This is a genomic window from uncultured Aquimarina sp. (assembly GCF_947500065.1).
Classification (GTDB): Bacteria; Bacteroidota; Bacteroidia; order Flavobacteriales; family Flavobacteriaceae; genus Aquimarina.
Genome location: NZ_CANMQT010000018.1, coordinates 1 through 16,455 on the forward strand (window position 1 = coordinate 1; position 16,455 = coordinate 16,455).

The 16,455-nt window shown below is 33.1% G+C and carries 13 protein-coding genes and 1 pseudogene; 12 read left to right on the plus strand and 2 right to left on the minus strand.

The genetic code is table 11. The annotated features are described in order from the left end of the window. The 12 genes and pseudogenes from Q0975_RS26715 to Q0975_RS26770 form a co-directional block, all read left to right on the plus strand. Positions 1 to 297, plus strand: a pseudogene (locus Q0975_RS26715) (hypothetical protein); the annotation flags it as partial. A 62-nt stretch (positions 298 to 359) separates the two neighbouring features. Continuing rightward, positions 360 to 935 carry a hypothetical protein gene (locus Q0975_RS26720; protein WP_299443463.1) on the plus strand — a complete coding sequence of 192 codons (576 nt, stop codon included), beginning with the start codon at positions 360 to 362 and terminating at the stop codon, positions 933 to 935. 19 nt (positions 936 to 954) lie between these two features. Beyond that, entirely contained in the window at positions 955 to 1,644 is a 690-nt protein-coding gene (locus Q0975_RS26725) for a GIDE domain-containing protein (protein WP_299443466.1), read from the plus strand. Between the two features lie 612 nt (positions 1,645 to 2,256). Then, complete coding sequence (locus Q0975_RS26730) at positions 2,257 to 4,032, plus strand: phage baseplate assembly protein V (protein WP_299443469.1); 1,776 nt, start codon at positions 2,257 to 2,259, stop codon at positions 4,030 to 4,032. Positions 4,033 to 4,041: 9 nt separating this feature from the next. Continuing rightward, a complete protein-coding gene (locus Q0975_RS26735) occupies positions 4,042 to 5,418 on the plus strand; it encodes a hypothetical protein (protein WP_299443472.1) in 1,377 nt (458 codons plus the stop codon). Next, positions 5,409 to 9,827: an RHS repeat-associated core domain-containing protein gene (locus tag Q0975_RS26740; protein ID WP_299443475.1), complete on the plus strand. Its 4,419-nt coding sequence runs from the start codon at positions 5,409 to 5,411 to the stop codon at positions 9,825 to 9,827. The genes Q0975_RS26735 and Q0975_RS26740 overlap by 10 nt, the downstream gene beginning before the upstream one ends. A gap of 2 nt (positions 9,828 to 9,829) precedes the next feature. Then, positions 9,830 to 10,261, plus strand: a complete 432-nt coding sequence (locus tag Q0975_RS26745) for an NTF2 fold immunity protein (protein WP_299443478.1) — start codon at positions 9,830 to 9,832, stop codon at positions 10,259 to 10,261. A gap of 133 nt (positions 10,262 to 10,394) precedes the next feature. Then, complete coding sequence (locus Q0975_RS26750; RefSeq protein WP_299443481.1) at positions 10,395 to 10,967, plus strand: SMI1/KNR4 family protein; 573 nt, start codon at positions 10,395 to 10,397, stop codon at positions 10,965 to 10,967. 39 nt (positions 10,968 to 11,006) lie between these two features. Continuing rightward, positions 11,007 to 11,387 (plus strand): immunity 22 family protein, encoded by a 381-nt coding sequence (locus tag Q0975_RS26755; protein WP_299443484.1) that lies wholly within the window; start codon positions 11,007 to 11,009, stop codon positions 11,385 to 11,387. 69 nt (positions 11,388 to 11,456) lie between these two features. Then, positions 11,457 to 11,867, plus strand: coding sequence for a hypothetical protein (locus Q0975_RS26760; protein ID WP_299443487.1), 411 nt, complete (start codon positions 11,457 to 11,459; stop codon positions 11,865 to 11,867). Positions 11,868 to 11,980: 113 nt separating this feature from the next. Next, positions 11,981 to 14,182: a PAS domain S-box protein gene (locus tag Q0975_RS26765; RefSeq protein ID WP_299443490.1), complete on the plus strand. Its 2,202-nt coding sequence runs from the start codon at positions 11,981 to 11,983 to the stop codon at positions 14,180 to 14,182. Beyond that, complete coding sequence (locus Q0975_RS26770) at positions 14,179 to 14,574, plus strand: response regulator (RefSeq protein ID WP_299443493.1); 396 nt, start codon at positions 14,179 to 14,181, stop codon at positions 14,572 to 14,574. The genes Q0975_RS26765 and Q0975_RS26770 overlap by 4 nt, the downstream gene beginning before the upstream one ends. Positions 14,575 to 14,621: 47 nt before the next feature. Here the strand turns inward: Q0975_RS26770 and Q0975_RS26775 are convergent, their stop codons facing one another. Together Q0975_RS26775 and Q0975_RS26780 are read right to left on the minus strand one after the other, a co-directional pair. Further along, positions 14,622 to 15,974 carry a DUF5458 family protein gene (locus tag Q0975_RS26775; protein WP_299443496.1) on the minus strand — a complete coding sequence of 451 codons (1,353 nt, stop codon included), beginning with the start codon at positions 15,972 to 15,974 and terminating at the stop codon, positions 14,622 to 14,624. A gap of 20 nt (positions 15,975 to 15,994) precedes the next feature. Then, positions 15,995 to 16,444: a hypothetical protein gene (locus Q0975_RS26780; protein WP_299443499.1), complete on the minus strand. Its 450-nt coding sequence runs from the start codon at positions 16,442 to 16,444 to the stop codon at positions 15,995 to 15,997. Between the last annotated feature and the right edge of the window lie 11 nt (positions 16,445 to 16,455).

Genomic DNA, 16,455 nt, shown 5'->3' on the forward strand with positions numbered 1-16,455 from the left:
GAAAAAAGAGTTGCACAGCAATTTTATCATTTAGAGGCTGACAGCAAAGAAAATTGGGATTATTACATTGAAGACTATAAACATAAAGACTTTAAAATGATGCCAATAGAAATTTTTAGATTAGTTTTTTATGGCAATGGAAAAATGGTTGCCTTGGAGCAAATAGGTCCTAAATATCAAGGAGAATCAGTTTTATGGTCTAGATATATAAAAGAAGGTAAGGATTTTTATTCCATGACTTTTTACCCTTTTCTTTTACACCGCCCAAAACCAGATGCTAAACTAGAGGTGATTTAACTAGTTAAATATTTTTTTGTTAGTCATATCAAAGATTTACAAAATTGTCCAAAACAGATAAAATGCAACCATATCACAATCTCATTGTTCTTGGAATCACCTTTTGGATTTCTTACCACATAAAAAAACGCTTACAAGGTAATGAAGGAGGCAAATCAAAAAAATCAGGATGCTTTCTTTTTGGTATTATATATAGTAGCTATACCGTTCTATGCTATTTATGCGTTTTTCTTTTTGGTCCATCCGTAGAAGGTTTGTACCAAAAAATGACCATGGATAAGTATCAGGCTACCATTGTAGAAGTGGATAGTTATGAACAGAAGCGAAGAAGCGGTAAATCACCTTTAACAATACAACAAATAACCGTAAAGTTTAAACCTAAAACATCCGCAGATTTTATTACAAAAAAACTAAGTATAACTTCTAGGACACCTCCAGACACAGAGCAACCCTATGAAATTCGCTATAATGAGAGAACCTCAAAAACAGTATCCAATGATTCCACCCATTTAAATGTACTATTGATAGTATTAGGTTTAATTCCTTTTTATTTTGTAATCTATGGAATATATTATGCATTTGACCTTAAGTTACCTAAATGGTTTCCAGATTTTCGTAAACTGATGGATAAATATTAAATTTTTTAAATTATAATAAGTGGACTTTCTTGCAATATTATTTTTCTTATTTCTCGCAATCATAATAATTATAGGAGAATCTCAAAAGCGGAAAAAAAGGAAAAACAGAATAAAGCCAATAATCTCAGATATCAAAGATATATCAACTGGATTTGTTGAAATAAAAGGAAAACTAAAACAAATCAATACAATGACTTCTCCGATGACGAGATCAGAATGCATAGGATACAGCTATTCTATTATGCGTTTTAATTCTTCAAGAAAAAAAAGTGTCAGTTCTATAGATAGAGGAATATCAGAATCAAAAGAGCGTGATAGGCATATAAAATGGGAGACAATATCTTCTGATACGGCTTGTAATGATTTTTATATAGAAGATCACACAGATAGGATTAAAGTAAAAGCTAAAGGCATTTCAATATTTCTTCTAAATGTGAATCAGGCTGATAAAAAGATATCAGGCTCTATGCACACAGAAAACTTATTACTGCAAGATGATCGAGAATATGTGTTAGTTGGCACGGCTAAATACAACAAAAAGAATGAATTGATTATTAAAAAAAGTGATAACGAATTTGTAATTAGCGATACATTGGTTGATAAATTATCTAAAAGTGATTTACCAAACAAAATAAGTAAATACGGTTTAATTTTTATGCTCTTACTAATTGGTTTAATCCTTTTATTTGTAAATGGTTTTCTTAAGTAATTACTATGAAATATATTTTCTTTTTTATTATATTCTTTATTCTCAACAAAAAAAAGATAAAACAATCACAAAAATTATAGAATGATCTATAGGAAGCGATAAGCTTATATTTTTTTTAACGAAGCTTACTACACGTTAAAAAAAAATAGACTACAACAAAGAGTTTGAAAAACATATGGATCCAAGAATATCCATACAACTTACCAGATGTTCAATACAAAATTATACCTACCAAATACAAATTGTTACCGTACCGATGCAAAACTTTTTTTAATATTTAGGTAACAATTATATCAGTTTCTGTATATAAGTTTGATAACACATTAATTGAGGGGGAAATCAACCCTTTTTTATGTAGGAAACGGTAAAAAAAACTATGTTAACTATAACGACTTTAAAAAATTGAGTATTTTTATGTAGACATTAATTCGGTACTATTTTTGTTATTTTATAAACAATTTATATATCAGAACTCTCCCCCAAATCGTTCGAATTGTTTAGAAAGTTAACTATGCTTTCTAATAGTACACTAAGATATAGTTACATAAAAATACGATTACATATAGAATTTCATTAGTACGTATTCTATAAAAACTGAAAACACACGAAATCATGGCTCTGCAATCAAACACACAAATATTTATAGGAGGATCTCCAATAACAGCCTATAAAAGATTAATGCTTCATCAGGAAATCGATGCTCATCACGTACTTGAATTGGTATGCAGAATGGATGTATTAGAAAATACATCCGGAGAAATTGCATCAGAAAGCAAAAACTACTTAGGCGAGATTCTCACCGTAAAAGTATCTTCTCTAGATGCAACTAATGGTTACAAAGAACTAGAGTTTAAAAGTATCGTAACTTCCGTTAATAATACGAAAGGGTTTCATCAACAAAGTGGTGATATGGTTTCCATAAAAGCACATAGCTGTACTATCATTACTGATGATGGTCCTCATTATGACTCACACAATGATGTAGGATTATCAGAGATATTAGATAAAACCTTTCAAGGATATGATCAGTCCAAACTCGAAACCAATTTTAGTCCGCAGAATTCAGAAAGTCTTCATTATAGTGTACAACACAATGAAAGTGCTTTTGAATATGCCAGTAGATTGGCCGCACAATATAGCGAATGGTTCTTCTATGATGGAAGTAAACTTGTATTTGGGAAACCAGAAGATAAAGAAACTACAGAATTAAATTATGGCCATGATTTACAAGAGTTTTCTTTAAACCTTAACCCTACTCCTAATAACTTTAAGTATTTCACCAATGATTATCTAACAGATGAACAACATGAGATGACAACGGCTGAGGTAAATTCTGGTGTTAATGGTTTTAATGGATTTACTAGCCAGAAAAGCGAAACTATATTTGCTAAAGAAACTAGCGTCTACGTAAACTCTTATTATGATCCTCAATTAAAAAAGAGACTAGACAAACACGTTGAGCAACAAAAAAAAGCTACAGAAATAAGGCAAGTTCAGATTCATGGGGTAAGCGATAATCCAGGAGTAAACTTGGGACAAGTAGTGAAAATAAAAGGAGAAAACACAGATTACGGAAGTTTTAGAATAATAAGTGTTTCGCATACATCTACAGAAAATGGAAAATATCAAAATCGTTTTGTTGGAGTTACAGCCGATTTAGATGTGTATCCTAACACTAATATGATGGCTTTCCCTAAAAGTGAATCACAGGTAGCAACTGTAATGGATAATGCGGATCCTGAAGGTATCAGTAGAATAAAAGTTCAATTCCCTTGGCAAAAAGCTAGTGGAGAAATGACACCTTGGTTACGTGTATTAACTCCGCATGCAGGAGGTGGAAAAGGACTTCAATTTACCCCAGAAAAAGATGAAGAAGTCATCGTAGGTTTTGAAGGAGGAAATGCAGAACGACCTTATGTAATGGGCGCATTTTATACAGGAGGAAGTAATGCCGGAAATTGGAAAAGTGACAAAAACGATATCAAAGCAATCCAAAGTAGAAGTGGACATAGCATCGTACTTAATGATAAAGTAGGAGAAGAAACGATTACAATTACCGATGCAGCTGGTAATAGCTTACACTACAATACTGCAGAGAAAACAATTACGCTAAGTAGTGAAGAAAAAATAATATTGAGCTCTAAATACATTGCACTGGTAGGAGATGATATCGAATTTCATTCTAAAAACACAAAAGCGATATCAGAAGAAGTTTTTGTTGCGCAAACAGGAGATTCTAATATGGCTGTGTTACCAGACTCTATAGTAAGTGATTCTGCTGAGGTGAGTATTAATGGAAAGGAAACTAAAATTAATGCTACATCACTAACTACAAATTCTAAAGCCAATACATTGATTAATGGTGCAATTGTTAAACTTAACTCATAATATTTTATAATGGCTGAAGATATATCCATAGCGCACGAATTCTATAAGATTCGAAATAGTTGGGGAACCATTGAACATCGTAAATGGAATATGATGATATGGGTTGCCGACTATCTGGATATTGATATTTTGGATAAATTTATGGAAATAGAAGCTTCCCCTATCGGAATCTTTGATTCAATATTTTTTAGAATCCAAACCTTATTTTCTAACGAGGAAACCTTCGAAAAAGAAGTTTGGGAAGAATTCCTTGGCTGGTTTACAATTCCAGAACAAAGTGAATATGATTTGATAGGTGCCTTGAAAAAAGACGGATACCTGGATGATTCCTATGCGGTAGACACCAGCTTACCTCCTACTTTTAATAGTGTACTTATAGAATTGCAACGATTAAAAAATATTTTACCTTATAAAGAAGAAAATTTTATCCTGTACTTTCCTCCTGGACTTCATGAACCTGGATTCCAGCAGTGGTTTAGTGAACAATTACAGAAAGAATTACCATCTGATATTCGATTCGCAACTATTGATCCTACAGGAAAACGTCAATTTGATAAACTAGCACATCATAAAACTGCCATCGTTCAGGAACTATCAGTAGATCTCAACATGGCTGCTGCTATGAAAAATGCTATGAATCAAGATAGTGATGAGAGTCGTCCTCATACACCTAGTGTACGTTTTCAGAAACAAGTACGTACCGTAATGGAAGCTACGATAGACAAAGAATTATCTGTACAGGATGAGACTGAAATTCTGATAAAGCTAGGATACCAACTCGATATGCTTACCAGTAAAGCAACTGCGCATCTGGTATCCGCTATTGCATTTTTTAGCCAAAAGGAAGATGAAGAAGCGTTAGATCATGTGAATCAAGCGATAGACATGACAGAAGCAGAAACCGAAGAAGAAAAAGAAGCATATCCTATCTGGCGATCCTCCACTTTACTAAAAGCCGCATTAGTATTGGCTAAAAAGAAAAAAGACATTGCTTTATCTTGTTATCAAGATGTAGCTGATAAAGCAGTAACACAAGGAGATGCATTCTATGCTATGGAAGGCTACAGGATGAAAGCCTTTATTTATTTTCAAAGTAAAAATCTAGATCCCGCGTGGGAGGCAGCGATCTATTCGCTTCAGGCAGGAACTAATTTACCATTAGAGGTAAGACGTGGATCTACCTTTTTATATAGTGCCGCGATAGCTTATCAGATAGCCAATGATAATGATAGCAAAGAAGAAATTATCCTATCCTTAGAGCAGCGATTCGAGGAACAAATAGGAGACGATTGGAGAGACTTATTAAAAGGTACGGAGACAATCGATATGAAATATATGAATAAAAGAAACTGGTTAAACTTCAATAAATTGTTAGAATGGGCGTAGGAAATACAGCAAATACAGCAAGTAGAGGTGGTAAAGAAGCTAGTGAATCCGGTGGGTTCCTAGGAATGCTTGGTGAAGGAAAATCAAAATTAGATAATTTTCAAGCTAGCTTAGCAAGTGTATTACCATCAATTCCAGGGCAACCAGCAGGAAAATTTCAAGATATCGCTATTGGTATCGATATGCACCCTACTATGTTTCCTCCATCTCCTGTGATGGCGGTGCCACATGTAGGGATGGTTTTTGATATTCTAGGAGCTCTTTTTGCGGCTATTAGCACAGTAGTTCCACCACCTCCAGAACCACAAGTAGATGACGCCGGAGAACCTATACCACAACCTGTAAGTGTAAGCTCTGTTGCCGTAGCAATCGTACAAGCATTAAAACCCAGTGTATTGGTCAATAATAAATTTATAGCCAATGCCGGAATCAGTATACAACACTTACCAGGAATTATATTACACGCATTACCTTCTGTAAGTCCTATGGCATCCTCAGAGATGTTTATGGGAAGTGCCACAGTATTAGCAGATGGTTCACCATTCTCTGCTCAGTTTTTACCAGCTTTATCTTGTAATTTAGTAGGAATACCAGCACCTTTCCGACCTAAAAAAGCAAAGCCAAAAGTAAGTTTGATGGCACCAACATCTAGTTTACTGACCGTCATTCCTGGAGGAAAACCAGTATTAGTAGGAGGTCCACCAACTATAGATTTGTTCGCGCTCGCTATTAATTTAGGATTAAAAGGGTTAGGGAAACTTTGGAAAAAAGGAGGTGATAAATTCCAGAAATACATCGATGATTTAGCTCCAAAAAACCCATCCAAAGCTGCTCGTTTACAACCTTTTAAATGTAAAATGTTTGGAGAACCTGTAGATGCAGCAACCGGTCGCGTATTTGCAGAGAATACGGATTTTTCACTTCCAGGACCTATTCCTATTGAATGGAATCGTATCTATCATAGTGATGGCGAGGTAGAAAGTCCTATCGGTAGTAATTGGCATCATAGTTATTACATTGGGTATTGGGAAATGGACAATGATTTTATAACCATTCTCTTACCCGATAGTAGAGAAATTGTAGTACCTCCACTCCAACCAGGAGATCGTTTTTATCACAGACGTGAAAAAATAACATGGATCCGGAATGAAGAAGGATATGCATATCGTGATGCAGATGGACTCACCTATCATTTTGCCACTTTTGGTAATGGAGATAGATTTCATCCCATAGAAAAAATAACCAATGATCTAGGATATCAGATACAGTTTCAGTATACCAATACAGGTGTTTTGAAGCAAATCATAGACAGTGTTGGTCGTATTATTACTGTAGAAAGTAATGATCAACAAAGAATTACAGGAGTATGGACAGGAAATAAAAACAAAAAAAACTACTTAATTCGATATGAAGTAGACCATAATGACAATTTAATCAAAGTAACAGATGCCAATGATGTATCTAAGCATTTTTATTATGAAGGTCATTTATTAGTAAGACTTACCAATCAGAGTGGTCTTAATTTCTATTGGGAATATGAAGGTAAAGCGGATAAAGCAAAATGTATTCATACATGGGGAGATGATGGAATTTTGGAATATTGGACACAATATGAAAAAGGAAAAACCATATCCACCAATTCACTAGGTCACGCTACCACCTATTATTATGATGAAAAAAATCTGATCTATAGAATCACAGATGCTAAACAAGGGGAAACCTATCAAGAATATAATGATTTTCAGGATTTGATGATGGTAACAGATCCTCTGGGATATACTACCAAATATGAATATGATCGCTCGGGAAATCTAATATCGATCCTTAATCCTAACGGAGATACAACTTTACTAGAATATACCGAAGACAATAAAATCAAATCCTATCGAAGTCCTGGAGGAGCTACAGCAGAGTGGAAATATGATGAAGAAGGTAAATTGATTCGTCGTCGTTATACAGATGGCACGACTGCAGCATATATCTATGAAGGGAAACGATTAAAAAGTATCAAAGATCAGGAAGGACTTATCACTACAATGGATTGGGGCATACAAGAAACTTTAGAACGAATATCATTGCATGATGGTCGTTCAGTACAATGGATGTATGATGAACTAGGACAGGTTACCAAACATATTGGTATCAAAGGAAGCACCACCACATATCAATATGATCCTATGGGTAATGTTACCAAACTCGTAGAACCCGATGGTAATGTACATCATTTTAAGTATGATGCATCTGGCAATGTAATTGAAGCTAAAGACAATAAAAGACAGGTAAACTTTACATATTGGGGATTAGGGAATTTAAAATCTCGAACAGAAAACGGAAAAACGATTGAATTCCAATATAATACAGAAGAACAACTACAATCTATTATTAATGAAGAGAATGAGGTCTATCGGTTTACGCTAGATCCTATGGGGCAAATCATTGGTGAGTGGGGATTTGATGGATTACAACGACGTTATATCAGAGATCGAGCTGGTAGAGTGGTTAAAGTATTACGCCCTGATGAGCGATGGACACGTTATATGTATAATGGGAATGGCAACATCCTAACAGCAGATCACTATGATGGTACAGGAGAATACTTTACTTATGATGGTGATGGTAAATTGATAGAAGCGACAAACGCTTTTAATACCGTAAAACTATCCTATGATAAAGGCCGAGTAACCGAAGAAATGCAGAATGATTATACTGTAGAGAGCATCTATGATCGAAGTGGTAATCGTACACAGATACAGAGTTCTCTAGGAGCAGACATTACTCATGATTTTACCAAATCAGGGGATCTGATTCGCACAGCTACCGATGGTTGGGAAGCCAATTTTGAGCGTGATGCGATGGGATTAGAAATCCGTCGTATGGTTAGCGGTGGTATTGATATGACCACCAAACGAGATCAATTTGGGCGAGTTACCCAACATCACATACAATCCAAAAATATCGAAGGCAGAAAAATGTCGTATCGATGGGGTAAAAATGATGAACTAATTAGTAAAGTAGATGAGGTAAAAGGTAAAAAAACAGGATTCACCTATGATGAAACTGGTAATCTACAGTCCGCTACCTATAATAACGGTTGGGAGACCCTCTATAAAATGCCAGATGCTGTGGGTAACCTTTTTAAAACTAAAAGCAGAAAAGATAGAACTTATGATACTGGTGGTAAATTAAAAAAAGATGATAAAGCAGCATATACCTATGATGCAGAAGGAAATCTAATCACCAAGTTTGTATCTGTAGCAGATAGCCCAAAAGATATTGGTGAATGGACCTACGAATGGTTCGGTAACGGAATGCTAAAAAAGGTAACTACACCCAAAAAGAAGCAGATTACTTTTGAATATGATGCTTTAGGTCGCAGAACAGCAAAAATTGTTGAAAGCAATAACCGCTTCTCCCCTTCCAAAGGGGAGATATCCGCTTCAGGCGGACAGAGGGGATTAGTTACTCGATTCATCTGGGATGGAAATGTCCCCTTACACGAATGGACATACGACCTAAAAGATCGACCCGCTCTCTATGTAGATGCTTTTGGTGAAGTAAAAAGTGATGAAACAGAACCCACACCAACAATTCAAGCTAATAATACTACCTCAAGCGAAATCGAGAGCGCATTAACTACCTGGCTGTTTGAATCTAATAGTTTTGTGCCTGCAGCTAAACTAGTAGGAAATAAACGCTACAGTATTGCTTGTGATTATTTAGGAACACCTGTGCAAGCCTATGATGAACAAGGTAAAAAAGTATGGGATTGTGAGTTGGATATTTACGGAAATGTTCGTAGTATTGAAGGAGATAAAACGTTCATACCTTTTAGATATCAAGGACAGTATGAAGATGCTGAAACTGGACTGTATTATAATAGATTTAGGTATTATTCTGCGAATAGTGGAACTTATATAAGTCAAGATCCGATTGGTTTAGAGGGGGGTAGTAAGATGTATAGTTATGTTCATGATTCTAATTCTTTTGTTGATATATTAGGATTAGCTATAATCCCTGCTAAAACTGTTGGACCTAACGGAGAAGTCTTAACTGCTAATGCAACTGTTACTCAAGCTGATTTAGGAACCGGAACTAATACCAATGCCTCCTCTAGAAGATATGCCAGAAGTTTAGGTAATGTAGACGATGATGCTGGTCATATGATTGGTAAGCAACTTGGAGGATCCGGAGGGAAGAAAAATGTATTTCCTCAAGATTTCCACGTTAATAGAGGTGCTTTTGCTCAATTTGAGGGAGAAGTTACGGATTTGGTCAGAACTCACGGCAGTGCAGATATTGATATTCAGTTCAGTTATGGAAATGGAGGAACACGTCCTACAAGAGTTAGGTATACCGCAACTGCCCCTGACGGTACAAGATTAACACAAAGATTTAATAATCATCATTAATTATGACTTTAGAAGATAAAAATATAATAGATAAATTAATCATCGATTTCATTCGAGATATGAATGATTGGGAAAAATATTGTTTAGAGTTAGAAGAGGATGAATCAATTCCTTTTAATGAAGAAGCTATAAAACAGAAACAGAAACTTATTGAACTTTTTCAAAATTATTGCACAGATAAAGATCGTAAAAATGGAAGTCCTAATACAGTAACATATGGAGAAGAAGGTTCTTATGTTTATGACTTTGAAGATGAAGAAATAATAAACATAGAAGAAGAGAAAAATAATAGGGTGATTGTTTCAACCACAAGAACTAAACCAATGGAAAAAAAACATAAATATGTAGTTGTCAAAAAAAGTGATAAATGGCTAATCGATTCTAAAAAAAGATATTCTTCATATAAAGAGAAATGGGAAAATGTTTCTTTATAAATATCAATGTAAGTTGATATAAAAGTTATGAGTTAAAATTCAAATGAAATCCAAAAAAAGCATTATAAAAATTACAAACCAGTTTCATTGACTATATAAAACATTCAGTGTATAAAGTTTTTTTTAGATAAATATGTCATATAAAGAAGAAATTAAAAGGTTAGGAAAGTTTATTCCAATCAATGATAACCCAACTGGAAACTTAACGAAAATAGAAATAGATAATATAGGAGTTACCATTGGGGCTAAATTACCAAATGATTATACTGATTTTCTATTAAATTTTGGGATGGGAAGTTTTGAAAATAATATAGGGTTCAAACCAATAAAAGAAGATTCCGAATATATTCACCCCGAAAAAACAGGCATCCCTAATTTTAAATTCTATGCTTCTAGTATAAGTGTGTTTTTTGGTATTCATGAAAAAAGAATTTATGATATTTTAGATAATTTTAATACTTACCTAGATAGAAGTCCTAATTTATTTTTACCAATTTTAACTGATGGTTTGGGTAATCTTATTGGTATACTGCTTGATAAAGAGAACTACGGTAAAATTTATTTTTGGGATCATGAATCAGAATGGGATGAAGATGATTACTTAGATGACACAGGTCAAGAAATGCCTGAAGAAGCTAAATTCCAAAATCTATGGCTATTAGCTGATAACTTTACTGATTTTCTAAAACGATGTTCTGCAGGTTAGTATGCAAGAAGAAAAAAATGATCAAATATTATGGATAGAATGTCTAAAATACATGTTTGGATAGGGCTTACAAATATAAAAGAAGACGATTTTTACAAATATTTTGATGTAACTGGTTTTCAAGAAAGTAAAGAAGGAGAAGATTTTGAAATATGTGGATTTGCAAAGGATATTAACAAAGAAATATATAATGAGGATTTTATAGGTATTTATTTTGATGAAGACGATGATTCTTTAGAACTAGCTTTGGATGAATTACCTGATCCCGAATTAGTTGAAAAATTAATTAAACTCTGTTTAAAAAGTAATATTGAAAAAGCAAATGCTATGTTTTATTATACAGATACAAGGTTGGAAATAAATGACTCTTCAAAAAAATATAATGGATTAAATTATTTAGGTTGTTACGATTGGGATTAACGAAGATTAAAAAGTTAAAATTCAGAAATTTCTAATGATTTGGTATATTGAGGTTCTAATTAACCAACAATGAGGAACCCTAAGATCTATAGCATACCCTTATTTTTATTTTACTTTTCTTTTTCTCTAATCGCTCAGGATGTTCCCGATGTATACATAGAAACTGAAGCAGTTATAAAAGAAATCAATTTTAAGATTAGAAGACGTAGATCTTCTGTCACTGCTACGGTAGATTATAAAACATTAGAAGGAGATAGCCTTACTAGCACTATACAATTAATCCACATACCTTTTATCGGAGCTATTGATAAAGAAGGGGATCACATCAAAATATTGTATAACAAGGAAACCCCTATCCTACTCACTACCAAAAGCTCTTCTTTTTTACAATCATATGGCTTATATATTTTTATTGCTTTAGGAATAATTATTTTGATTTTTAGATTAAAAAAAAGACGAATTAATAATTCTGTTTCCTAATAGTAACGAGTCTAACAATTGTTAAAAGGCATAGCACTATTACAAATTATAAAACCAATATTTCTTTATATCAATCATTTTTGTAACTTTAAAAAGCTAATCACCTAACTTATATGGCATATACAGGGCAAGAGTTTGTCACTTTAACAGAAAAAACCATGCTTTATCTTATTGTTTTGGATAAAGAAGGAAAAGTACATTATGCTAATAAACGAAGTGAAACCTTATTTCAATTACCTAATGATCAAATAATTGGGAAATCTATTCTCGATTTTATTATTGATAAAGAAGAAAATGAATTTGAAGAAATTTTATCTAAATGCTGTTCTCTTCAATCTCCGCAAAATTACACTTTTCGGTTTTCACCAGCGCCTAACACCGGAATACTTACCCTAAAATTTGATTTCATACTGTCTAATGATCTCATTTATGCTTCGGGAATTGACATTACCGAAGAAAATAAAGAACATCATTCTTTAATTGCATTATCTAAACTTACCAAAACAGGAGCCTGGTATTACAACCCTATTAGTGAAGAAATGTTTTTTTCTAAAGAATGTTATAATCTTCATGAGTTAGAACCAGGTACTCCGATGACCATGGAAAAAGCGATAAGCTATTATCGTCCAGAATCAAGACCAAAAATATGGAAGCTTCTTGAAGATTTAATCAATAAAAAATCTACTGATTATACGGAAAAAATAATCACAGAAAAAGGTACTGAAAAATGGATTAGAGTTTTAGGAGAACCTATTATTCATAATGATAAAGTGATTTTTATTAATGGAAGTTTTGCTGATATTACGGAACGGCATAATTATCTAGAAAAATTAAAATACAACGAAGAAACCAAACACCTAGCGCTCAAAGGGATTCGTTCTGGATTATTTGATCATCATTTTGATATAGATGCCACATACTATAGTGCTGATTTTAAAAAAATGCTCGGACTACCTTTGGATAAAGATTTTATATCAACAAATTTAATAAAAGAATTAGTCCATCCAGAAGATACAGAACCTGCCCTTAAGCGACATATAGAAGGGCTTAAAAAAGATGGCAATCACTACTTCAATCATTATAGATTAAAAAACAAAGAAGGTGTTTACCGATATTACGAAATCCACGGATATCGTAGAAAAGATAAAAACAACCGGACTACCAGAATGATTGGTAATCTCATTGATGTAAACCAAAGAAAATTAAACGAGCATATTATAGCAGAAAGTCACAATAGGTTATTAGCTATGATTAATAATGGTTTTGCTTATACCGTTTTATTAAACACCGCTGGAGAAATCTTAATGGCCGATGAGAACTCTTTAAAAATTATAAAAAGAGATTTTAATGTAGATCCTTCTATAACATCTACTCTTTTTATAGATGTAATGCCTGTAAATTTTAGAAATAATTTTGCTCATGAATTCAATGAAGCGTTAAAAGGAAATACGGTAAAAAAAGAAATCGAAAGGATTACATATAAAGGTTCTGTACAATGGTTAGAATCAAAATACACTCCAATTAAGGATGAAGAAAACAAAATCAATTCTGTATTAGTAAGTTTTCATGATATCACAGAACAAAAAACCGCCGAACTAGCTATAAAAGAAGCCCATCTAAAAGAACAAGAATTAAGCAATCTAAAATCTAATATCTTATCCAATTTCAGTCACGAGATTAGAACTCCTCTAAATGGCATTATTACTATCAGCAACCTATTATTACTAGGAGAAGAGAACCCCAATGATCGTGAAAAATTAGCTGAATACTTAAATGAAAGCAAAGAACGGCTCCTTGCTACTATCAATAACTTATCACATTATAGTGAAATCGAGACCATTCAAAAAAACCTTAATTATGTTGAAGCAGATATTAACTACACTGTAGAAACTTCTTATCGAGAATATCGTCATTTTGCAAATTCTAAAAATTTAAAGTATATTTTGAAATTGGATGAAAGCTGTCCTTCTGCTAAGATTGATGAAGACATTTTTCATACAGCCATAAATAATATTATCCACAATTCAATTAAATACACAAACAAAGGAAAAGTAATTATTAAGGTTAAAGCTAAAAAACACAACATCCAAATTTTAATAAAAGATTCAGGAATTGGAATCGGAAAGGATAATCTTAAGAAAATATTTGATCCTTTTATACAAGAAAGTATAGGACTTAGTCGTAAATATGAAGGTACTGGAATCGGTTTAAGTTTATCCAAAAGATATATTGAAATCCTTGGTGGAAAAATAGAAGTTATTAGTAAATTGAATCAAGGAACCAAATTTATCATTACAATCCCCAAGAATATATGAATATACTTTACGTAGAAGATAATAAGATAAATGCCATGGTCATGAATAAGATGTTATCTAAAAATTCATCTAATATCATGATTGCGGAAAATGGACCTGTTGCCTTAAAAATGGTAAAAGAATCGACTCTTGATTTAATATTGGTAGATATAAATCTTGGTTTAAACCAAATGGATGGGTGTGAACTACTTAAGCGCTTTAAACAACTAGATAGGTTAAAAACTATTCCTATATACGCTGTAACCGCTTATGCAATGCCTGGTGATGCTCAGAAATTCATTAAGATTGGTTTTGATAAATATTTTTCTAAACCTGTTAATTTTGATAAACTGTTAACCGCTATTTCTAAGGTGAGGAAAGGATTAAATAATAAAACGAGTGTTAAAAAATAACACCCGCTTTATTTATAATATATAACTATTATTTAATTCTAATTTATCTACTGCTGCTCATAATCAGAATCCCATTCCGTTCCATCATCGCCTTTCTGACCATCCATTTTAATCATAAAATTCTTAGCTGGAAAATAAGGTTTCATATGTATATCAAGGTATACTCTATCTTTTTGATTCGGATCTTGCTCAAAACGTTTGATCGAAAAATCTTCAATTAATTGATCTGGTCCAGTTATTTCATCTAGAAATTTAACTATTTGCCCCATTAACTCTTTACGAGTTCTAGCATTAAAGTTTTCGAAGGCTCTTCTGTTTAAGAAGTCCATCAGTACTTTAGTTACATAATCAAATACTCTAACTACAGAATATGTCTGTAAACCTAGATTATCTCCATTAAATAGAGTTTTTGCAGAGAAAGCCATTACTTTTCCATACTCATTAACCATAGGTACCAATCCAAGCTTTTCTAGCTGTGCAATTTCACTTTTCTTTAAATCAAAACGAACTCCATCAACTTCATTAATTCCACCATGTTTCTTACCAGCAGCAACCTGAGACATTAATGTTCTATATACTTGTCCTGCTAATGCACTAGATGGCGGCACAAAAAGATCATCTTCTTCTCCAACTTCATCATGCTTCCCTCTTCCAACTAACCAGTTACAAGCCATCATTACATTGGATCTGTATTTATCACCTCCTGTAAGATTAGCAGCTTCAAACATTTCCATAACATCATCTGGTTCATCAAGATGTTCGAAATCCGTAATCATCATTACTTTATTTTCGTGAGCTATTTTAGCCCACTTCTCCACTACTTTGTTAGAACCAAGATATCCAGGTATCACTAAAATACCATAATTATCTCTTAAATCCAGACGATCATATCCTTGTACTAACTCTTCTTGAACTGCATCAATAAATCTGGTATTATCCAAATCCTTTAACTGCTCAAGTTCAGCATTCATGATATTAATATTCTTAACCTTTTGTGATTCTGTATTCTTAAAGAATAACGCTACTGATCTATAGGATTGCTCTAATTCTCTGGTTTGTTCCAGTGCGGCTCCTAAGTTTTTTTCTAAAGATTTACCTGCAATTGCAGAACGTTTCTCAGATTCATCTACCATTTCAGAAAGATCATCAGAAGATGACAAAACATCACTCCAAATTTCTAATGTCTTCTGGAGTTTAGCTCTTTCTAATTTTTTAGTTGATTCCGTAAGAAAAATCTTTTTACGTGCTTTACGATCAGGATTCATATTCTGAACGTCATCTATACACGCTTCTAAAAGATCAAAACCACCATATTTGGCTAATTTTTCTTCGTTTATTTTTAATTCCTTTGCTGGATTTTCTATTTTAATACTCTCTTGAGCTTGTTTTCCTGCTGCCATGTATTCTGTATCTTTATCTTTTAACCTTGTTGTAATTCTGCTAATAATGATTGAATAGATCTTATTAATGCTTCTTTAGCATCCGGATCTGCTAAAGCAGTTTTTAAGATCTTATTGGATTTAAGTTGTTTTACAACTTTTAGGTACTGATCTTTCTCAGTATCTAAATCATTTAAAAACTTACTTTGATTTATAATCCCTTTTTTTCCAAAATTACCTAGATGGCTAAATTTCAAAGTTTCTTTGCTCTCTACTCCATCCGCATCCTCAAATTCCACTTCCACTTCGGGTTTATAATTTTCAAATACATGATCAATAGAAGTCAAACCATTAACTATTTGTGGCTTAATCGGCTGATCTTGAGTTAATTTCTGAACAAGAAGTGTTTTGTTCTGTCCGATTTCCAATATAGCCTCACTAGCATCGGTTTTAACTTCTGTTCCTCCTAATCCATATGTGTTGTTGCTCATACTTTCTTCTC